The following is a 19,671-nucleotide window of genomic DNA, read 5'->3' as shown; positions in this document are numbered from 1 at the left end:
CCATTCGGCTAACCGATGTCGGGACTCGCAAAACCGCGATCAAGCCGCCTTTGCGAATCTCCAATCACAAATCCCGTCCGGCGCGCCCAGCGCGCCGGATCAGTGCGTGCGCTCGACCGCGTAGCGCGCCAGGCCGCGCAGTGCCGCCACGGCAGGGCTGGGCGGCAGGGTTTCCAGCGCCTGTTCGGCGGCAGCGGCGTATTCGGCCGCGCGTTGACGGCTGTAGTCCAGCCCGCCGGTGGCATGGATGGCTGCCAGCACTTCCGGCATGGCCGCTGCATCGCCTTGCTCGACGATCTGTCGCAGGCGCTCTCGGGTGCTCGCATCCGAATGCGCCATCGCGTGGATCAGCGGCAGGGTTGCCTTGCCTTCGGCCAGGTCGTCGCCCAGGTTCTTGCCCAGGTCCGCGGCCTCGGCGGCATAGTCGAGCACGTCGTCGGCGATCTGGAAGGCAAAGCCCAGCTGCATGCCGTAGTCGTACAGGTGCTGCTGCACCTGCGCACTTGCGCCGGAGGCAAGCGCACCCAGACGCGTGCCGGCGGCGAACAGCACCGCGGTCTTGCGCTCGATCACGCGCAGGTAGGCGGCTTCGTCGGTGTCCGGGTTGTGCACGTGCAACAGCTGCAGCACCTCGCCTTCGGCGATGCGGTTGGTGGTGTCGGCCAGGATCTGCATGACTTGCATGCGGTCCAGTTCGACCATCAGCTGGAAGCTGCGCGAATACAGGAAGTCGCCCACCAGTACGCTGGGCGCATTGCCCCATAACGCATTGGCGGTGCTGCGTCCGCGGCGCAGGTCCGACTCGTCCACCACGTCGTCGTGCAGCAGCGTGGAGGTATGGATGAATTCGATGATCGCCGCCAGTTGGTGATGCTCCGGGCCGGAGCCGCCAGCGGCGTGGCCGGCCAGCATCACCAGCATCGGGCGCAGGCGCTTGCCGCCGGCAGAGATGATGTGGTCGGCAATCTGGTTGATCAGCACGACGTCCGAGGCCAGACGGCGGCGGATCAGTGCGTCGACCGCGGCCATGTCGGGCGCGGCGAGGGACTGGATCTGGGGCAGGCCCAGCACGGTGGGGAGGTCTTCGGCGATGGTCATGCGCAGGCGTTCGTGATGTGGGCCGATTATAGGTGCCCCGGCCGGATCCGTCCCGCCAGGCACGCCCGGCATCTTCACATTTGCCGCCCTGCGCAGTTGGGACGTTACCCGCAAAGGTCCGTGCGGGCTGGATTTCCGACCCTTGGCAGGGCACTTGCCGGGCAGCGCCGCGCGGCAACCTGCCAGGACCGCCGAGCGGCAGGTGCGGTAACATTGCCGCACAGACATTCATCGTTGCGCGCTCCCGGCGCCAGCGCATCATCTCGGAAGCACCTATGGCCCGCGGCATCAACAAAGTCATCCTCGTCGGCAACCTCGGCAACGATCCCGATACCAAATACACCCAGGCCGGCATGGCAATCACGCGCGTGAGCCTGGCTACCACCAGCATGCGCAAGGACCGCGACGGCAATAACCAGGAACGTACCGAGTGGCACCGCGTGGTGTTTTTCGGAAAGCTGGGCGAAATTGCCGGCGAATACCTGCGCAAGGGGTCGCAGGTCTATGTCGAAGGCGAACTGCGCTACGACAAGTACACCGGCCAGGACGGCGTGGAGAAGTACAGCACCGACATCGTCGCCAACGAGATGCAGATGCTCGGCGGCCGTGGTGAAGGCGGCGGTGGCGGGATGGGCGGCGATCGCCCGCAGCGCTCGGCACCGCGTCAGCAGGGCGGCGGCGGTGGGCAGGGCGGTGGATACGGTGGCGGTGGGCAGGACTATGCGCCGCGCCGTCAGCAGCCGGCCCAGCAACAGTCGGCACCGCCGATGGACGATTTCGCCGACGACGATATCCCGTTCTGAGGACCGTTCGTCGTTGCGTCATCCAGGAAGGCCCGCATTGCGCGGGCCTTCTGCGTGATGGGAAGTACGCGCAGACAGCGGCCGGTTTGGGCAGGATGTTGGCAAGAGCCTGGCGGGTGTCGCGCGTGCTCGGAGGCGCGCGCGGTGTGCGTGCAGCGCCCATCCATCGCAGGCTTGCGCGCAACGCACGCGGTGGGTGCGCCGTCGATGCGTTGCTCAAGCTCGCGACATCCACCTCGCGACAGCCGCCTGATCTCTACGGCAGGTTCGGCGTCCCTGCAGGTCTAGGCCGACGTGCGATTGCGTCCCTTCTGCTTGGCGCGATACAGCGCCGAATCGGCGTCCTGCACGATGCCGTTGGGGCTCAGCGGCGCTTCGCCCGGTTCGAACGTGGCTGCGCCGATGCTGACGGTGACGTGCGCGCTGGTGGGGCTAGACAGGTGCATCAGGCCGAGCTCGGCAACCGCATTGCGCACGGCGTCGGCCAGGCGCAGCGCGCCGGCGGCATCGGTGTGCGGCAGGATCATGCCGAACTCTTCACCGCCGTAACGCGCGGCGAGGTCTTCGCTGCGGCGCGAGCATCCGGCAATGGCGCCTGCGATCAGGCGTAGGCAGGCATCGCCGTTCACGTGGCCATAGGTGTCGTTGTAGAGCTTGAAGTGATCGACATCGATCATCAGCACCGACAACGGCGCCTCCAGGCGAACCGCGTCCTGCAATGCACGCGATAACCGGTGGTCGAAGGCGCGACGATTGGCGATGCCGGTCAATGCGTCTACCCAGGCTTCGGTGCTCAGCTTGGCCTCGTTGCGATGCATGCGGCGCAGTTGCAGGTCCAGCCAGATCCCCACGCCCAGCAGCAGGGTGCAGCCCAGTGCGGCCACCACGATGCGTTGGCGCGCGGCTTGCCGCCAGTTCGCCAACGCATCGTCCACCGAAACGCCGGTCAGCACGGTCAGCGGATAGGGTCGCGCAGGCGCAAAGCTGGAGATGCGCTCCACGCCGTCGATCGGCGAGCGATAGGTGGCGGTGCCGTGCCTGCGTGCGCGCATGGTCACGTAGATCGACGTCCCCGCGATCGAGGTGCCGATCACGCCCTGTTTGTCGGGCCGGCGCACCATCACGATGCCATCGTCGTTGGTCATGCCGATGGTGCCGTGCGGGCCGACTTCGAAGGTGCTGTAGTAGTTCTGGAAATACTTCAGCTGCAGGGTGACCAGCACCACGCCGGCGAACTCGCCACGGGGGGTATTGAGACGGCGGCTCAAGGTCATCACCCAGGAGCCGTCCGAGCGGCTCTGCACGGGCGGGCCGACCAGCGACAAGGCGTCGCGATGGTCGCGGTGGTATTTGAAATAGGCACGGTCGGCGTTGTTGTGCGTCCTGGGGGTGCTGTCCAGCGACGAGCTCACCCAACTGCCGTCCGCGGCATAGATGAAGATGCCATGCAGGCGATCGGAGCGGCGCGCTTCGCGCACCAGAAACTCATGCGTCGCAGAACGCGCGGCGCTGGAGCCCTGGTCGTGTTCGACCCGCGACACCAGCCCGGACAGCACTGCGTCGGCAATGGACAAGGTGTCGCTGGCATGCTGCGCCAGCGAATTGGCCAGATTCAACGACTGCGCCTGGGCGCTGCGCAGCGCGGTCGCGCGCTCTTCATGGATGGACCAGTATTCCGAACCGAGCAGTAGCATCCACGAGGCAGTCAGCACGAAATGCAGCGCGATGCGCTGAGCACGTTGCCGCCGCCGCTTGCTTGTTGACGTCACTGTGGCTACCTGTCTGGATACCAGGGCGATGCAACCGCCGTGCCAGCCTACGCGTGGCGGCACCCGCACCTCGATGGATCAACACGTGCAATGACAGATCTGTGATTGCTGCCTCGCCTTGCATGCAACAGCCCGCTTCCCGCGTCGCCACGCGCGGCAGCCGCTGCAGCGCATCAGCGCGCACGGCGACAGATGTCAGAGCCAGCTCGACTGCGTTTGCGTAACGGACAGCATGCTATTGCAGGCACTGAATCACGCTCAGGAGTTGCCCATGCAAGCCATTCGTCTTCGCCATCCGGCCGCCATCGCATCGCTGCAGTCGGTTGCATTGCCCGATCCGGGGCAACCTGCACGCGGTCAGATCCGCGTGCGCCTGCATGCCAGTTCGCTCAATTTTCATGATCTAGGCGTTGCGCTCGGGCAGATGCCGACCGCAGACGGGCGTATTCCGATGTCCGATGGCGCAGGTGTGGTGGAAGCGGTGGGGCCGGAGGTGGACGAGTTCGCGGTGGGCGATCATGTGGTCTCTACCTTCTTCCCGCAGTGGCTGGACGGCGAGCCGTTGCATGCCGGTTTTGCCACCACCCCGGGCGACGGCGTCGACGGCTATGCGCGCTCGGCGGTCGTCGCCGATGCGCAGGCATTCACCCATGCACCCCGCGGTTACAGCCACGCCGAGGCTGCGACGCTGACCACTGCCGGTGTCACCGCATGGCGGGCGCTTGCGGTCAATGGCCGGCTCAAGGCCGGCGACAGCGTGCTGGTTCTGGGCACCGGCGGCGTGTCGATCTTCGCGCTGCAATTTGCCAAGGCGATGGGAGCGCGCGTGATCGCCACATCCTCATCCGATGAGAAACTGGAGAAGGTGCGAGCGCTCGGTGCCGACCATCTCATCAACTATCGGCAGCATCCCGAATGGTCGGCGCAGGTCTTGGACATCACCGACGGGCGCGGGGTGGACCATGTGGTCGAGGTCGGCGGTCCGGGCACGTTGACGCAATCGATCCGTGCAGCGCGCGTGGGCGGGCACATCGCCTTGATCGGCGTTTTGACCGGTGCCGCTGGGCCGGTTCCGACTGCCGAAATGATGGGGCGCCAGCAACGCTTGCAAGGACTGGTCGTTGGCAGCCGCAGGCATCAACAGGACCTGGTGCGTGCACTCGACAGCTTGCCGCTGCGGCCGGTGATCGATCGCAGTTTTGCGCTGGATGAGATCGGTGACGCCTTCGCACTGCAGAAGGCCGGTAGGCATCTGGGCAAGATCACGCTGGAGTTCTGATCCAGCCTGCTGCACCGCGCGTCGGCGAAGCATTCGCACCGCCGACGCGCCAATTCACTCATCGACGTGTGCAAGGGCTGCCGCCTGCATGGCGCTGCTGGCGAGCACAACCAATGCTCCTCGGGTTCGTTCGCTGCTCGCCGTGACCAGTACGCGTGCACGCGCACTATTCCAGGAAACTGCTTGGCTGGCCCGTCCGACTCCAACGTCATCGGCGCATGGGCCGGTCCTCGCAGTGTTCATAGGCGCACGCAGCAACCATCGCCAATGCCGGTAAAGGCGGGCATTAGGATCCGGCCATACGCCGCTTCACGCCCACCCCCGCGGCCGCGCACTCACGCGCTTGTGACCGGCAGCGCTGCACATTTGTTGAGAACTGTAAAAGCCGGCATTGTTGGAGATGCCAGCCATGAGAGACATCAAGATGACCCGTCGCGAGGTATTGATCGCAGGAACGGCATCCGCAGCCAGCGTTGCCGCAACCCAATCGAGGGCGGCCACTGCGGCCACTGCGATGTCGCAGCGGCCGGCAGCCGAGCCTGCCAATGCATCCAGCCAGGTTGCTTTCGAGGTGAACGGCAAGCCGGTCACGCTGACATTGGATAACCGCACCACCTTGCTGGATGCGCTGCGCGAACATCTGCATCTCACCGGCACCAAGAAGGGCTGCGATCATGGCCAGTGCGGCGCCTGTACGGTCATCGTCGACGGCCAACGCATGAACGCGTGCCTGTCGCTGGCAGTGATGCACGAGGGCGCCAAGGTCACCACCATCGAAGGGTTGGGCACGCCGGACAAGCTACATCCGATGCAGGCGGCGTTCGTCAAGCACGATGGCTACCAATGCGGGTATTGCACGCCCGGGCAGATCTGTTCGGCAGTGGCGGTGCTGGACGAGGTGAAGCGTGGCATTCCCAGCCATGTCACCGAAGACCTCACCGGCAAGACCAGACTCACCACGCCCGAGTTGCAGGAGCGCATGAGCGGCAATATTTGCCGCTGCGGTGCCTATTCCAACATCGTTGAAGCCATCAACGATGTTGCCGGAGGCCGCGCATGAAGGCCTTTAGCTACGAGCGCGCCACCTCGCCAGCCGATGCTGCAGCCAAGGCCGCGCGTCAGCCCGGTGCCAAGTTCATCGCAGGCGGGACCAACTTGCTCGATCTGATGAAGCTGCAGATCGAAACGCCGTCGCATCTGATCGATGTCAACGGCCTGCGCCTGGATACCATCGAGGCCACGCCCGACGGCGGCCTGCGCATCGGTGCATTGGTGCGCAACACCGACCTCGCGGCCGACCAACGCGTGCGCCGCGATTACGCCGTGCTGTCGCGCGCATTGTTGGCCGGTGCCTCGGGACAGCTGCGCAATCGCGCCACCACGGCAGGTAATCTGCTGCAACGGACGCGTTGTCCCTATTTCTACGACACCAATCAGCCGTGCAACAAGCGACTGCCTGGCAGCGGCTGCGCGGCCATCGGCGGCTATAACCGTCAGCTGGCAGTGATCGGTGCCAGCGAGGCGTGCATCGCCACACATCCCAGCGATATGGCCATCGCCATGCGCCTGCTCGATGCCGTGGTGGAGACGGTACGCCCGGATGGGCAGACACGCGCGGTGGCCCTGTCCGAGTTCTACCGGGCACCGGGAACGACGCCGCATCTGGAAACCGTGCTGGAGCGCGGCGAATTGATCACCGCCGTTACCTTGCCCAAGCCGCTCGGTGGCATGCATGTGTATCGCAAGGTGCGCGACCGTGCCTCGTATGCGTTCGCCCTGGTGTCGGTGGCGACCGTCGTGCAGCGCGATGGCAGTGCACGCGTCGCAGTCGGCGGCGTCGCGCACAAGCCATGGCGCAGCGAAGCGGCCGAAACCCGATCGAAAGAGGGTGCCCGCGCCATTGCGTCCGTGCTGCTCGACGGCGCACAGCCCACCGAACACAACGCATTCAAGCTGCCGCTGGTCGAGCGCACCTTGGCCGCGATCTTGGCCGACACGAGGGCCTGATATGAAATTCGATACTCCCGCCGGCACCAACCCCATCGATCAGCTCACTGTCGTCGGCAAGCCCGTCGACCGTATCGATGGGCCACTCAAGACCACCGGGCAGGCCCCGTATGCGTACGAACATCACGACTTGCCGGGCCAACCCGCCTACGGGCACGTGGTGGGTGCAGGCGTCGCCAAGGGCACCATCCGCAGCATCGATCTGAGCGCGGCGCGCAAGGCGCCCGGCGTGCTGGGCATCGTGACTGCGCAGAACGCAGGCAAGCTGCAAAAGGGCAAGTTCAACACCGCCAAGTTGTTGGGCGGCCCCGAGATCGCGCATTACCACCAGGCCATTGCCGTGGTGGTGGCGGAAACCTTCGAGCAAGCACGTGCGGCCGGCCAGTTGATCAAGGTCGATTACGGTCGTCACGTTGGCGCCTACGATCTGGAAAAGGCCCGTGCCGGCGCCAAGGTGACCAAGAAGGGCGACGCGCCCAACAGCAATGTCGGCAACTTCGACGCTGCCTTCGCGTCGGCGCCAGTGCAGCTGGATGCCGAATACACCACACCCGATCATTCCCACGCGATGATGGAGCCGCACGCATCGATCGCCATGTGGGAGGGCGACAAGCTCAGCGTGTGGACCTCCAATCAGATGATCAACTGGGGTGCCGGCGATCTGGCCAGGACGCTGGGCATCCCGCGCGAAAACGTGCGGATCATGTCGCCGTACGTCGGCGGCGGTTTCGGCGGCAAGCTCTTTCTGCGTGCCGATGCAGTGCTGGCATCGCTGGCGGCCCGTCAGGTCGGACATCCGGTCAAGGTCATGCTGCCGCGGCCGCTGATCGCCAATAACACCACCCATCGCCCGGCCACGGTGCAACGTATCCGGCTTGGTGCCGGGCGCGACGGCAAGCTGACCGCGATTGCACATGAAAGCTGGTCGGGCGACCTGCCCGACGGCAGCCCGGAAATTGCCGCGGCACAGACGCAGTTGCTGTACGCCGGTGCCAACCGCCTGATTACCACGCGCCTGGCCGTGCTCGATCTGCCCGAGGGCAACGCGATGCGCGCGCCGGGCGAGGCGCCGGGATTGATGGCGCTGGAGATCGCGATGGACGAGATGGCCGAAAAGCTCGACATGGATCCGGTCAAGTTCCGCATCGTCAACGACACCCAGGTGGACCCGGAAAATCCGCAGCGTCCGTTCTCGCAGCGTCAGCTGATCAAGTGCCTGGAAGATGGTGCAAAGCGATTCGAATGGTCCAAGCGCAAGGCCAAGCCGGCCAGCATGCGCGACGGTCGTTGGCTGGTCGGCATGGGCGTTGCCACGGCGTTTCGCAATGCGCCGGTCATGACCTCCGGCGCACGCATGCGTCTGGAGCAGGGCGGGCGCGTGGTGGTGGAAACCGACATGACCGATATCGGAACCGGCTCCTACACCATCATTGCTCAGACCGCCGCGGAAATGCTCGGCGTCCCGCTCAACTGGGTGGACGTGCGCCTGGGCGATTCGAGCTTCCCGGCTTCTGCGGGCTCCGGTGGGCAATGGGGCGCGAACAGCTCCACCGCAGGCGTCTATGCAGCCGCAGTCAAATTGCGCGAAGCGGTAGCCAAGCAACTGGGCCTGAATCCGGCCGCTGCCGAATTTGCCGATGGCCATGTGCGTGCCGGCGGCAAGCGCATCGCACTCGGCGATGCCGCGGCCAACGGCGCGCTGGTGGTGGAAGACAAGATCGAATTCGGCGACCTCAGCAAGACGCATCAACTCTCCACCTTCGGCGCGCATTTCGTCGAGGTGGGCGTGGAGGTGGCCACCGCCGAAGTGCGCATCCGGCGCATGCTTGCCGTGTGCGCCGCGGGGCGCATCCTCAATCCCAAATCTGCGCGCAGCCAGGTCATCGGCGGCATGACCATGGGCGCCGGCGCGGCACTGATGGAAGAGCTGGCAGTGGACAAGCGCCTGGGCTTCTTCGTCAACCACGACCTGGCCGGTTATGAAGTGCCGGTGCATGCGGACATCCCGCATCAGGACGTGGTGTTCCTGGAAGAAAGCGACCCATTGTCGTCGCCGATGAAGGCCAAGGGCGTGGGTGAGCTGGGCATCTGCGGCGTGGCAGCGGCGATCGCCAACGCGGTCTACAACGCAACCGGCGTGCGGGTGCGCGACTACCCGGTGACCCTGGACAAACTGCTGCCGCACCTGCCCGAGATGCTGCGCGCGTGAGCGCGGTGGTTGCCCCGGTCACGCATGTGCCGTCGGCATGGCCTGCATGGCCGGGCTACGCGTTGCTCGACGATTTGTTGCCAACGCTGAGCGCCTGGCACCGTGCAGGGCAGCGCGTGGCGATGGCGACTTTGATCGATGTGCAAGGCTCCTCTCCGCGCCCGCTGGGGAGCGAAATGGCCATCTGCGCCGATGGGAGCGTGGCAGGCTACGTCTCAGGCGGCTGCGTCGAGGCGGCGGTGGCGCATGAGGCCATGGAAGCGCTGCGCGATGGTCAGCCGCGTTGGCTGGATTATGGCGAAGGCAGCCAAGTGCTGGACATCCAGCTCAGCTGCGGCGGGCGTATCGGCGTGCTGGTGTGGCCGGTGCCTGATCTGGGTGAACACCTCGCACGTTGGCGTAACGCGCGCCAGCATCGGCGCGCATTTCATGTGGCCTTGGATCGTGCGTCCGGCACGGTGCGTTACCTGGCAAATGCACAGGACGCACATGCGGGCGAATTCGTGCGCACCCATCGCCCGCCGTTACGGCTGGTGCTGGTGGGGGCCGACCCATCGCTACTGGCGCTGGTGTCGTTGTCCAGCCAGATGGGCATCGAAGTGCGCGTGTTGCGGCCGCATGGCCCTGGCGAACCCCCGCCGGGCTTGGCGTCCGAGCACTACGACCGGCGCGCGCTGGGCGATGCGCTGCAGGACCTGCATCTGGATGCCGATACTGCGCTGTATAGCCTGGCCCACGATGCCGAGATCGATCTGCAGGTTGCGCGGCGCGGCTTGGCATCCCCCGTCGCCTGCATCGGCATCCTCGGCAGCCGGCAGAAGCGCGAAGGTCGTTTACAGGCGTTGCGCGCGCTTGGATACAGCGACGCCTCGTTCGCACGTCTGCGTTTGCCGGCGGGTTGGCGCATGGGGCGCTCGTCGCCACATACCATCGCGCTCGGCATCATCGCCGAAGCCACGCAGGCGGTGGCGGACGTGCAGGTCGTCACGGCAGGCCGCTAGTCGCTGGCTGCTTCTTCCGCGGGCGTGAGTCATCAAGGCGCATTGCAGCCGGTTGAGTGAAAGACGGCTACCTTCGAGCAGTATCGTGACTGGCTTCCGACAGCACGCAGCAATCTTCATCGCAATTGGAAAGACTTCGCTTCTACAACGGTGGCACGCGCAAGGTGTGGTCACCTCGCACGCACAGCCCGCGCTCTAGGCTGCAGCTGTCTTCCAATCAAGTAGCACGTCGCCATGACCCTTGTTCCGGATCGCCACGTCGACGTCTCGCGTGATGCCGTTCGCGTCAGTTCTCTCGCCGCCATTCGTTTCGCGCGTGGTGAGGTCGGCGAAAATCTCGGTACTCTCGCCGTCTCGCAAGCGACACCTCTCTTGGTCGCCGCCGCGGCAGCAGCGTGTTGCCCATGAGTGGTGATCACGCGGCACTGGTGCTGGGCGCCGGGGCAGGGCGCCGGCTTGGCCGCTCGAAGCAATTGTTGATGCGCGACGGCGAGCCGCTGCTGCGCCGCGCCGCACGCATCGCATTACTGACTGCGCCGCGCCGCTGCGTGGTCGCGCTGGGTGCCGATGCCGATACGTTGAGCGAGCTGTTGCAGGATCTGGATGTCGAAATACTCCGGCATCCCGACTGGGCCGAGGGCATGGGTTCCAGCCTGGCCGCACTGCGCCGGCACGTGCAGGGCGACCAGGCGTTGCGACGCAGCCTGATCCTGGGGTGCGATCAGCCTGCGCTGGATGCCCCGCATTTGCGCTCCCTGCTGGAAGAAGCCGATCGCGCCGTCTCCGGGTGTGCAACCAGTGGCTACAGCGGCGTGCGCGGCATTCCCGCGGTGGTCACGCATGCGGCCTGGGCGGATGTTCCGTTGCAGGCCGATAGCGGCCTGCGCGGCCTGTTCGCCAGCCTCGACCTGCAGAGCCTGGGGTGCGTCAGCGCCCCGGCGTTGGCGCTGGATATCGATACCCCTGCCGATCTGGCCGCCGCGCAGCAGCGCGGCTGGGTCGATGCGGACTGAGACGCCATGACGGGTATGCACCCAGATCTCTGGCAGCCTGTGCCCTGACACGACAGGCGCGGCGGCCGCGCGTAAACGGCAAGCACTGTCGCTACACGCACGAACGCTGGCGCGACCGGTACCGATCACCGACACCGGTCCAGGTGCGTTACCTATCCTTTTCGCCTATCAACCGACGTGCCCGGCCGACGCGTTCAACCGTGCATCAGCCTTACGACCACAGCACGACCGCTTCCCTGATCACCAACACATAGCCAATCACCATGGCGGTCTTGACCGAAAACTGGAATTTCCTAAGCAGATGCATGCAACCCCTCCCCAGAGGCAGTCTTCAAGAGCGACTGATCACCCACTACGCACCGTCCGCGCTCGTCTGACGGTTACTGATGACGCGGCGTTCACCAGTCCTGACCGAATGTAGCGCTGGACGTGATGTGTGTCACGTAAGAATTTTCCTACCGCCCTGCCAGTGTCAGCCCGACGGCATCGGCATGCGTAAAAGAACATCCTGGCTATGCCGGACGCGGGGCCATTGGCTACTCTCCCGCGGCCCCTTGAGTAAGGGCGCGCCGGCATACCGGACGGGAGAAGGCATTCCCATTCCTCGCGCATTGCGGCCCTACGCCCCGTGCGCCTCGCTCGACCGCTATACGCACTGGCCGGAGGCCTGATGGACGAGTCTCGTTATGTCGTACGTATCCACCCCGCACAGGGCGGCTGGTGGGTAACCCGCCCGCACTGGTTGCCGTTGCGGTATCTGCGCGAACAGGGCGCGCTGGACTTTGCCGAACTGGTGGCCAAGCTGCACTGCCTGACCACTGGCCAGCCCAGCGGCGTGGTGGTCAACACCGGCGGCGGCGACCGGGTGGTGCGGCGCTACGGCTGAGGCCGTAGAAAACCGGACCGCTTGCTGCAGGTAAGTCCTTGCCGACGGTGGCGTCTATCCGCAGCCGTGCCGGGTTTGCGCAGACGTCCGGGTCGGCTAGATTCGAGGGATCGGCCGCCTTGGTCCGGTCCGCACTCTGGCGGCTACCTTTCTGGATGTCCGCCTGTCGTGAATGCTGCCGGTGCTGCGCTGATTCAAAACGATATTGTCGTGTTCGGCCTGATCGCCGCCACCCTGGGCGCGGTGTTCTGGACGTCCGCGCGTGAGCAAGGATTCTGGCGGCGCTTCTACGCATGGGTGCCGGCCTTGTTGCTGTGTTATCTGCTGCCGGGCATCTACAACACGGCCGGTTTGATCGACGGTGTCAACACACGGTTGTACAACCCGATCGCCCGCGACGTGCTGCTGCCTGCCGCGTTGATCCTGCTGACCTTGAGCATCGACCTGCGTGCGATCCTGCGGCTCGGTCCCAAGCTGGTGGCCATGTATCTGGGCGCATCGCTGAGCATCATGCTGGGTGCAGTGGTGGCGTTCTGGGCGATGGGCTGGCTGCATCCGGCCACGGTGGCCGGCGATACCTGGGCCGGCATGGCAGCGCTGGCGGGCAGCTGGATCGGCGGCGGCGCCAACATGCTGGCGATGCGCGAAGTGTTCGATGTGGACGCAACCACGTTCGGGCAGTTCGCCGTAGTCGATGTCGGGGTGGGCTATGTGTGGATGGCGGCGCTGATCTTCCTGGCCGGCCGCGCGCGCAAGATCGACGCACGCAGCGGTGCCGACACCCAGGCGCTGGACGCCTTGCGGGAGCGCATGGCGCGCTTCCAGGCCGAGCATGCGCGCATTCCCAGCTTGGCCGACCTGATGGTGATCGTGGCGGTGGCGTTCGGTGGCGTCGGCGTTGCGCATGCCCTGGCCAATCCTCTTGCCGCGTGGTGCAAGGCGCAGTTGCATTGGGCCAGCCAGTTCAGTCTGGACACGCCATTCGTGTGGGTGGTGGTGCTGGCGACCAGCCTGGGCCTGCTGCTGAGCTTCACCCATGCGCGCACGCTGGACGGCGCGGGCGCGTCCAAGATCGGCACCGTGCTGCTGTATTTCCTGATCGCCTGCATCGGCATGCAGATGGATCTGCTGGCGCTGCTGGACCGGCCATGGTTGTTCCTGCTCGGCCTGATCTGGATTGCCGTGCATATCGCGGTGTTATGGGGGCTTGGCCGGTTGTTGCGGGTGCCGTTCTTCTATTTTGCGATCGGCTCGCAATCCAATATCGGTGGCCCCGCCTCCGCGCCGGTGGTGGCCGCGGCGTTTCACCCGGCATTGGCGCCGGTCGGCGTGTTGCTGGGCACGATGGGCTACGCCACGGGCACCTATCTGGCTTATCTGGTCGGTATCACCTTGCGGGCGATGGCGGGCGCTGGATAACGCGCGCTGCAACCCGCAACGCCACGACTCCGCGACTGGGTGCGGTATTACGCTGCCGTGCAATCGCCAGAGCGGCCGGGCGATGCTCGGCGTTGCGCCACGTGCCGCGCCGGCATGGCGCTTCTGCGCACCGTGCGCGATTGGCTGACGACTCCTGTGACACGGCGTCAGTTGCGTCGCGCTACGGTTCGAAGACGCGCGCGATTCTCAAAGACACGCTTCACTGCGCGAAGCCGACAGCGATTGCGCCCGACCTGGACGCGCTGCTGCCAGCCACGGGCAAGGCAAAGAGTGGCCCGCACATTGCGCGGGCCACCGGAGCCTTACTGCTGAATCACCCGGCGCTGTTCTTCCTGCTGTTGCGGCGGCTGTTGGGTGTGTTGCTGATTGTGCTGTTGCAACTGGCTGACGTTGGTCTGTGCTGGCTCGTTGGCCGCGGACGCTGTCTGCACATGGCTGCGCAGATGGGCCGGGTCGTCCATGCGCCCCTGTACCGCAATCAGGCTGTCGCCATCACGGTTGGGCACCAGGTGATCGATGCGCTGCAGGCCATCGTTGCCTGCACGCGCGGCCACGCTGGCGGCGGTATTGAGAAACGCGGTGTCGTCGCGCAGCCCCAGGCGGTCGCGTTGTCCATCCAGTTTCACTACCGCGTCGTTGAACAGCTGGCTGCCGGGCTGCAATGCGTTGCCGCGCGCCCGGTCCTGCAACTGCATGTCCTGCGCCTTCATCACCGAATCGATGCCGTGCAGATCCAGCCGGTGCTTGAGCATCATGCCCGGCACCAGGCGCTGGCCGAAGGACAACGGGTCCGGCTCCGGCAGTTCGATCTGATGACCGGCCGCATTGGGCATGGCCCATTTGAGCGGGATGCTGTCTTCCTGCAGATGGGTCAGGATTTCGTTCTTGACGTGGTAGCCGCGGATCAATTCGCTATTGGCGTAGTCCTTGGCCGCCGATGCATCCAGACCTTGGCGCTCCAGCGTGCGGTCGTTGACGCCGGCGGCGTTATAGGTCACCGCCGGAATGTCGTTGACCATTGCCGATGCCGCGGCCAGGCCGCCACCTAGCGAATGCCCGCTGATCACCACCTGGTCGCCGAACGCCTGTTTGGCCTGGCTGCCGAGCTGGATCGCCGAAGCGTATTGCGCATCGTCCAAGCCCAGGCCCTGGCCGATGTTGTGCTTCCAGTCCTTGCCTTCGTCGGTGCCGCAGAAGCCCAGCACCACCTGCCCCTGATCATTGCGATAGAACGCGGCATCGAAGCCGCTCTTGGCGTCGTGCAGCAGGGCAGGGTCGATGCCTGCTTGCTGCAGCGCGTGGTCGTCCATGCGCGACCAGCCGTTGGGCAAGGCGGCAAAGGTTTCGGCGCCGCCTTCGCGCCGTTGGGCGGCGGTGGCGTAGAGGTCTTGCAGCATCGCGGGGAACTGGCGGTCCTCCGGGTGCGGTTGTTGCCCGCGCATCGATTCTGCGAACGGGGTGGAAGAAGAAGAAGATACTGACGGGCTCATGCGCGGCTCCTTGCGTTCGTCATGCGAAAAGCGCGCTTAGCGGCTGCTTTCCACGGGAATGTTGTGGGCGTTCAACCACGCGCGCACTTCCGACCTCACCTGCTGCCCGCTGGCATTGAGCAGGCGGTCCGGCGTGGTGAAGAAATACGCCTGGAAAGTCTTCTGCTGGGCATTGCGCACGGAGGGATCGACACCGGCCTTGAGCAGGGCGAGCACTGCAGGGCTAGCTGCACCACTTTGCGCTGCAAGGTGCAGCAGGCTGTTGCCGGTATGGTCGACGCGCTGTACATCCGCACCGGCCTTGATCAGCAAATCGATCTGCGCATCGCGCTTGCTCTGCACCGCGCGGAACAGCGGTGTCCAGCCCGCACGCTTGCTCACCACATCGATAGGCGCCTTGTGCTGCAACAAGATTTGCAGATATTCCAGGTCTTGGGCCATGGCGGCCATGTGCACGACCGTTTCCTGGTCCATGCCAGGCAACGACGGATCTGCGCCTGCATCGAGCAATGCGGCCAAGGAACGCGGTTGTTCGTTCCAGATTGCCCATTCGAGCAAGGTGACGTTTTGGTCGCCATGCGCGGCGAGATCGACAGTGGGGGCGAGTGCCTTGATCTGGGCAACATCACCGTGCGCAATGGCCTTGGCGATATCGGTCAGGGCGGGGTCGCGGAAGGCGACGGTGTGGTCCTGCAGCGTAGCTGACATGGTGGTTTGCTCCTTGGCACCGGCTGAGGCGGTGCATGAGACCGCGAAAAACGAGGTCGCAAGAACGAGCAGGGCAGGGAATCGCGGTTGCATCGAAATCTCCTTCTCCTGATCGCATTCCTGATGACGCTGCGGCAAGTCCCGCCGCAGCGGGGCAGATCCTAGCAGCTGCAAAAAACGCTTGCGGTAAGATTTCGTGACATGGCTTTTTGTGAAATGACGGTGTGGCGGGCCGCATGCTCGGGGCCGCCTGTCCCGGTAGTGCGCATGCTGCATGCTGCAAGCGGCGAAGGTATTCATGACGCCAGCCTGCTGCCCCACAGCCGACGGTCACACCCAGACCGGCATAATGGCGCTTTGCGAGCAGATGGGTGCAATGGCGTACGAGCTACTGATCAGTGACTGTGATGGCGTTCTTGTCGACAGCGAGATACTGGCCGACCGGGTAATGCGTGAGACGCTGGGGTCTTTCGTGCCAAGCGAGCCGCTGGAACAGCTGCTGGAAACCACCTTCGGGCAGACCACACGCGAGGTGTTGCGGCGGGTGGAAGAGCGCTTTGCGCTGCAGTTGCCGCAGACTCTGCTCGCGCAGATCCAGGCGCGCAGCGAGGCCTTGATCCAGGCGCAGGTGCAGCCGATCGCGGGCGTGCGCGAGGCGCTGGAACAGATTCCGCTGCCGTTGGCGGTGGCCTCCAATAGCCGGCGCCACAATGTGCTTGCCTCGGTGGAACGGGCCGGGCTCGCCGCGCGTGCGGCGGGACGTATTTTCAGCGCCGACATGGTGGAGCGGCCCAAGCCGGCGCCAGACGTGTATCTGCTGGCGGCACGCACCGCCGGCGTAGCGCCGGAGCGTTGCCTGGTCATCGAAGACAGCCCCACCGGTGCAACGGCGGCCGTGACGGCCGGCATGCAGGTGCTCGGGTTTACCGGAGCAAGCCACATTCCACCGGGGCATGGCGACACCTTGCGCCGCATCGGTGTGCTCGAGGTATTCGACGATATGCGGGATTTGCCTGCGTTGTTTGCGCGGCTGACGCGAAAGCGGGCTGGTTAAGACGGCAGCTTGGTGAGGGGCGTGCGGTGTCTGCGACACGCAGCGAGCCCGTCCCGCAAGCGGCGAGGACACCGCACTGGACAGTCGACTGGCGGCTGACGAAGGCAGCGCACTGCCGCGAACAGGTTCCTACACGTGTCGATGGGGTTTTTTGCTGCGGATTGATTGGCCATGACATCCGACAGGCATCGCGACGAAAGCGCATGAGCCAATACGCGATTCGTTTTATCGAGTCTCACAATGCGCTGCTCGTACCGCGCACATCGACCAGCTCGACTGGTTCTTGCCCGCCTACCGTAGGCGGCATAGGTGCCGCGCAAGAGCTTCCATGGATGGCTTCACGGCGTGTCTCGCGATAGCGGGCGGACAAGGGCCCTGCAGCACGCCCAGTTCAGCTCCTCTGCAACTGATCTATCGCAGTGCTTGATCACGGCAAGACACGTTTCATCAGTCGCCCCTAGCCCTTCCAGTGCGCTCGGTCGAGCCAACGCAACAGGGCGCGATTCGCATCGCGCCCTGTTGCGGGTCTACTTCTTGATTCGCCGACTAATTATTCACCAGCCGGCCACGTCAACAACACCGGAACCCACTCTTGCCGCCATAGCGCGCATCCTGGCGTTCGCGGAAAAAGGCGGGATAGTCCATCACCGGTTTATCGGGATGCTTTTCCAGCATGTGGCGCACGTAGTTGTCGTAGTCGGGAATGCCGCAGCACAGCCGCGCAGTCTGGATCAGGCGCCGCCAGATGCGGCGATGCGCCTGATAGTGACTGGCCAGGACGAGTTGCGTGCCCATTACAGGTCTGCCATCTGGTGCGGCTGCAACGCCACGTACGGGGTTTCGCGGTCGGTGCGTTGCGGGTTGCGGCGTGCCGCCACGATGGTCTTGATCGAATAGATCAGGATCGAGCCGACCACGAACAGGAACAGCACCGTCAGCCCGGTGTTGACGTAGGCATTGGTGACGATCTGCTGCATCTGCGGCACCGTCTTGGCTGGCGCGGTGATGGTATTGCTGGCGATGGCGGCCTGGAACTTGTGCGCCTGCGCCAAAAAGCCCTGCGCCGGGTTGCTGTCGAAGATCTTGATCAGCCCCGCGTAGGTCGTGCACAGCAGCAGCCACAGCGCCGGCACGATGGTGACCCAGGCATAACGCTCGCGCTTCATCTTGAACAGCACCACCGTGCCCAGCATCAACGCGATCCCGGCCAGCATCTGGTTGGAGATGCCGAACAACGGCCACAAGGTCTGGATGCCGCCGAACGGATCGATCACGCCGGTGTAGAGCAGGTAGCCCCACAGCGCCACGCAACCGGCGGTGGCGATGATGTTGGCGGTCCACGACTCGGTCTTCTTCAACGCCGGGACGAAGTTGCCCAGCAGGTCCTGCAGCATGAAGCGGCCGGCGCGCGTACCGGCATCCACTGCGGTCAGGATGAACAGTGCTTCGAACAGGATGGCGAAGTGGTACCAGAACGCCATGGTGTCTTCGCCCGGCAGCAACTGGTGCAGGATCTGCGCGATGCCCACCGCCAGCGTCGGTGCACCGCCGGCGCGCGCCAGGATGCTGTGCTCGCCGATATCGCGTGCGGTGGCCTCGAGCACCTGCGGGGTGATCGAAAAGCCCCACTCGCTGATCTTGGCGGCCACCGCCACGGTGTCGGTGCCGACCAGCGAAGCCGGGCTGTTCATGGCGAAATAGATGCCCGGCTCGATGATCGACGCGGCCACCAGCGCCATGATCGCCACGAACGATTCCATCAGCATGCCGCCGTAGCCGATGTAGCGCATGTGGCCTTCGTTGGCGAGCAGCTTGGGCGTGGTGCCGGAGGCGATCAGCGCATGGAAACCGGAGACCGCGCCGCAGGCAATGGTGATAAACAGGAACGGGAAGATGCCGCCCTTCCACACCGGGCCGTCGCCGGTGGAGGCAAATTGCGTGAGCGCCGGCATCTTCAGGTCCGGCATCACGACCAGGATGCCGATCGCCAGCGCCAGGATGGTGCCGATCTTGAGGAAGGTGGACAGGTAGTCGCGCGGCGCCAGTAGCAGCCACACCGGCAGCACCGAGGCGACGAAGCCGTAGCCGATCAGCATCCAGGTGATCTGCTTGGCGGTGAAGGTGAAGGCCGGGCCCCAGGTCGGGTCCGCCGCCACCTTGCCGCCCAGCCAGATCGCGCCCAGCAGCAGGATCAACCCCACCACCGAGATCTCGCCGATCTTGCCGACGCGGATGTAGCGCATGTACACGCCCATCATGATCGCGATGGGCATGGTGGCGATGACGGTGAACATGCCCCACGGGCTTTCCGCCAGCGCCTTGACCACCACCATCGCCAGCACCGCCAGGATGATGATCATGATCAGGAAGGCGCCGAACAGGGCGATGGTGCCGGGCACCTGGCCCATCTCCTCGCGCACCAGATCGCCCAGCGAGCGGCCGTTGCGACGGCTGGACAGGAACAGCACCACGAAGTCCTGCACCGCACCGGCGAACACCACGCCGACCACCAGCCACAGCAGCCCGGGCAGGTAGCCCATCTGCGCGGCGAGCACCGGGCCGACCAGGGGCCCGGCGCCGGCGATGGCAGCAAAGTGATGGCCGAACAGCACGTGCTTGTTGGTGGGCACGTAATCCAGGCCGTCGTTGTTGGCGACCGCCGGGGTGGCGCGGGTGATGTCCAGCTGCATCACCTTGTCGGCGATGAACAGGCTGTAGAACCGGTAGGCGATCAGGTAGATCGACACCGCCGCCACCACGATCCATAACGCGTTGATATGCTCGCCACGCCGCAGCGCGACGGTGCCCAGGCAGAACGCGGCCAGCAGCGCCAACGCGCCCCAGGCCAGCTTCGAGAACCCTTTCATGCATGCCCCTCAGGAACGATTCGTTCAAGGGTCCACCCACGCCCGGC

Annotated in this window: 16 protein-coding genes; 10 read left to right on the top strand and 6 right to left on the bottom strand. The window is 65.2% G+C overall.

The window, feature by feature from the left end; genetic code table 11:
- Nucleotides 1-99: 99 nt before the first annotated feature.
- Nucleotides 100-1,098, bottom strand: a complete 999-nt coding sequence (locus FLG15_RS14590; RefSeq protein ID WP_057662341.1) for a polyprenyl synthetase family protein — start codon at nucleotides 1,096-1,098, stop codon at nucleotides 100-102.
- A gap of 275 nt (nucleotides 1,099-1,373) precedes the next feature.
- Here FLG15_RS14590 and FLG15_RS14585 point away from each other — a divergent pair, with 275 nt between their 5' ends.
- Nucleotides 1,374-1,901 carry a single-stranded DNA-binding protein gene (locus FLG15_RS14585; RefSeq protein WP_017157214.1) on the top strand — a complete coding sequence of 176 codons (528 nt, stop codon included), beginning with the start codon at nucleotides 1,374-1,376 and terminating at the stop codon, nucleotides 1,899-1,901.
- Nucleotides 1,902-2,185: 284 nt separating this feature from the next.
- Here FLG15_RS14585 and FLG15_RS14580 read toward each other — a convergent pair whose 3' ends face one another.
- Complete coding sequence (locus tag FLG15_RS14580) at nucleotides 2,186-3,733, bottom strand: sensor domain-containing diguanylate cyclase (RefSeq protein ID WP_170922401.1); 1,548 nt, start codon at nucleotides 3,731-3,733, stop codon at nucleotides 2,186-2,188.
- A 208-nt stretch (nucleotides 3,734-3,941) separates the two neighbouring features.
- Between FLG15_RS14580 and FLG15_RS14575 the strand changes: the two genes are divergently transcribed.
- From FLG15_RS14575 to FLG15_RS14535, 8 genes are all read left to right on the top strand, one after another.
- Nucleotides 3,942-4,949, top strand: a complete 1,008-nt coding sequence (locus FLG15_RS14575; RefSeq protein WP_057662349.1) for a zinc-dependent alcohol dehydrogenase family protein — start codon at nucleotides 3,942-3,944, stop codon at nucleotides 4,947-4,949.
- Nucleotides 4,950-5,358: 409 nt separating this feature from the next.
- On the top strand, nucleotides 5,359-6,009 hold the full coding sequence (gene paoA / locus FLG15_RS14570; protein ID WP_057677929.1) for an aldehyde dehydrogenase iron-sulfur subunit PaoA: 651 nt from the start codon (nucleotides 5,359-5,361) through the stop codon (nucleotides 6,007-6,009).
- Entirely contained in the window at nucleotides 6,006-6,956 is a 951-nt protein-coding gene (locus FLG15_RS14565) for an FAD binding domain-containing protein (RefSeq protein ID WP_057677930.1), read from the top strand. Before paoA ends, FLG15_RS14565 begins: the two co-directional genes overlap by 4 nt.
- A gap of 1 nt (nucleotide 6,957) precedes the next feature.
- Nucleotides 6,958-9,165: an aldehyde oxidoreductase molybdenum-binding subunit PaoC gene (gene paoC, locus FLG15_RS14560; protein ID WP_057677931.1), complete on the top strand. Its 2,208-nt coding sequence runs from the start codon at nucleotides 6,958-6,960 to the stop codon at nucleotides 9,163-9,165.
- Complete coding sequence (locus tag FLG15_RS14555; protein ID WP_057677932.1) at nucleotides 9,162-10,166, top strand: XdhC family protein; 1,005 nt, start codon at nucleotides 9,162-9,164, stop codon at nucleotides 10,164-10,166. The genes paoC and FLG15_RS14555 overlap by 4 nt, the downstream gene beginning before the upstream one ends.
- A 404-nt stretch (nucleotides 10,167-10,570) precedes the next feature.
- Nucleotides 10,571-11,179 (top strand): nucleotidyltransferase family protein, encoded by a 609-nt coding sequence (locus tag FLG15_RS14550; RefSeq protein ID WP_057686970.1) that lies wholly within the window; start codon nucleotides 10,571-10,573, stop codon nucleotides 11,177-11,179.
- A 670-nt stretch (nucleotides 11,180-11,849) separates the two neighbouring features.
- Entirely contained in the window at nucleotides 11,850-12,065 is a 216-nt protein-coding gene (locus FLG15_RS14540) for a hypothetical protein (protein ID WP_057677934.1), read from the top strand.
- Nucleotides 12,066-12,233: 168 nt separating this feature from the next.
- Nucleotides 12,234-13,484, top strand: coding sequence for a DUF819 family protein (locus tag FLG15_RS14535; protein ID WP_150146645.1), 1,251 nt, complete (start codon nucleotides 12,234-12,236; stop codon nucleotides 13,482-13,484).
- A gap of 323 nt (nucleotides 13,485-13,807) precedes the next feature.
- Here the strand turns inward: FLG15_RS14535 and FLG15_RS14530 are convergent, their stop codons facing one another.
- Nucleotides 13,808-14,995 (bottom strand): Tle-like phospholipase domain-containing protein, encoded by a 1,188-nt coding sequence (locus FLG15_RS14530; protein WP_057677936.1) that lies wholly within the window; start codon nucleotides 14,993-14,995, stop codon nucleotides 13,808-13,810.
- A gap of 36 nt (nucleotides 14,996-15,031) precedes the next feature.
- A complete protein-coding gene (locus tag FLG15_RS14525; protein WP_162267533.1) occupies nucleotides 15,032-15,841 on the bottom strand; it encodes an ankyrin repeat domain-containing protein in 810 nt (269 codons plus the stop codon).
- Between the two features lie 211 nt (nucleotides 15,842-16,052).
- On the opposite strand from FLG15_RS14525, the gene FLG15_RS14520 reads away from it, so the two are divergent.
- Nucleotides 16,053-16,757: an HAD family hydrolase gene (locus FLG15_RS14520; protein WP_057677937.1), complete on the top strand. Its 705-nt coding sequence runs from the start codon at nucleotides 16,053-16,055 to the stop codon at nucleotides 16,755-16,757.
- A gap of 570 nt (nucleotides 16,758-17,327) precedes the next feature.
- Here FLG15_RS14520 and FLG15_RS14515 read toward each other — a convergent pair.
- Nucleotides 17,328-17,552 carry a YbdD/YjiX family protein gene (locus FLG15_RS14515; RefSeq protein WP_003488133.1) on the bottom strand — a complete coding sequence of 75 codons (225 nt, stop codon included), beginning with the start codon at nucleotides 17,550-17,552 and terminating at the stop codon, nucleotides 17,328-17,330.
- Nucleotides 17,552-19,624: a carbon starvation CstA family protein gene (locus tag FLG15_RS14510; RefSeq protein WP_057677938.1), complete on the bottom strand. Its 2,073-nt coding sequence runs from the start codon at nucleotides 19,622-19,624 to the stop codon at nucleotides 17,552-17,554. Before FLG15_RS14510 ends, FLG15_RS14515 begins: the two co-directional genes overlap by 1 nt.
- Nucleotides 19,625-19,671: the final 47 nt, after the last annotated feature.

This window comes from Xanthomonas phaseoli pv. dieffenbachiae, from assembly GCF_008639345.1.
Classification (GTDB): domain Bacteria; phylum Pseudomonadota; class Gammaproteobacteria; order Xanthomonadales; family Xanthomonadaceae; genus Xanthomonas; species Xanthomonas phaseoli.
Note: the sequence above shows the minus strand (reverse complement) of the source record. Positions and strands in the feature narration are given on the sequence as shown.

Bases quoted from the DNA above. Each gene is read 5' to 3' on its own strand.
- FLG15_RS14520 (WP_057677937.1), top strand. From the start codon at position 16,053: ATGGCGCTTTGCGAGCAGATGGGTGCAATGGCGTACGAGCTACTGATC.
- FLG15_RS14530 (WP_057677936.1), bottom strand. From the start codon at position 14,995: ATGAGCCCGTCAGTATCTTCTTCTTCTTCCACCCCGTTCGCAGAATCG.
- FLG15_RS14565 (WP_057677930.1), top strand. From the start codon at position 6,006: ATGAAGGCCTTTAGCTACGAGCGCGCCACCTCGCCAGCCGATGCTGCA.
- FLG15_RS14590 (WP_057662341.1), bottom strand. From the start codon at position 1,098: ATGACCATCGCCGAAGACCTCCCCACCGTGCTGGGCCTGCCCCAGATC.
- paoA (WP_057677929.1), top strand. From the start codon at position 5,359: ATGAGAGACATCAAGATGACCCGTCGCGAGGTATTGATCGCAGGAACG.
- FLG15_RS14585 (WP_017157214.1), top strand. From the start codon at position 1,374: ATGGCCCGCGGCATCAACAAAGTCATCCTCGTCGGCAACCTCGGCAAC.
- FLG15_RS14515 (WP_003488133.1), bottom strand. From the start codon at position 17,552: ATGGGCACGCAACTCGTCCTGGCCAGTCACTATCAGGCGCATCGCCGC.
- FLG15_RS14540 (WP_057677934.1), top strand. From the start codon at position 11,850: ATGGACGAGTCTCGTTATGTCGTACGTATCCACCCCGCACAGGGCGGC.
- FLG15_RS14550 (WP_057686970.1), top strand. From the start codon at position 10,571: ATGAGTGGTGATCACGCGGCACTGGTGCTGGGCGCCGGGGCAGGGCGC.
- FLG15_RS14575 (WP_057662349.1), top strand. From the start codon at position 3,942: ATGCAAGCCATTCGTCTTCGCCATCCGGCCGCCATCGCATCGCTGCAG.
- paoC (WP_057677931.1), top strand. From the start codon at position 6,958: ATGAAATTCGATACTCCCGCCGGCACCAACCCCATCGATCAGCTCACT.
- FLG15_RS14510 (WP_057677938.1), bottom strand. From the start codon at position 19,624: ATGAAAGGGTTCTCGAAGCTGGCCTGGGGCGCGTTGGCGCTGCTGGCC.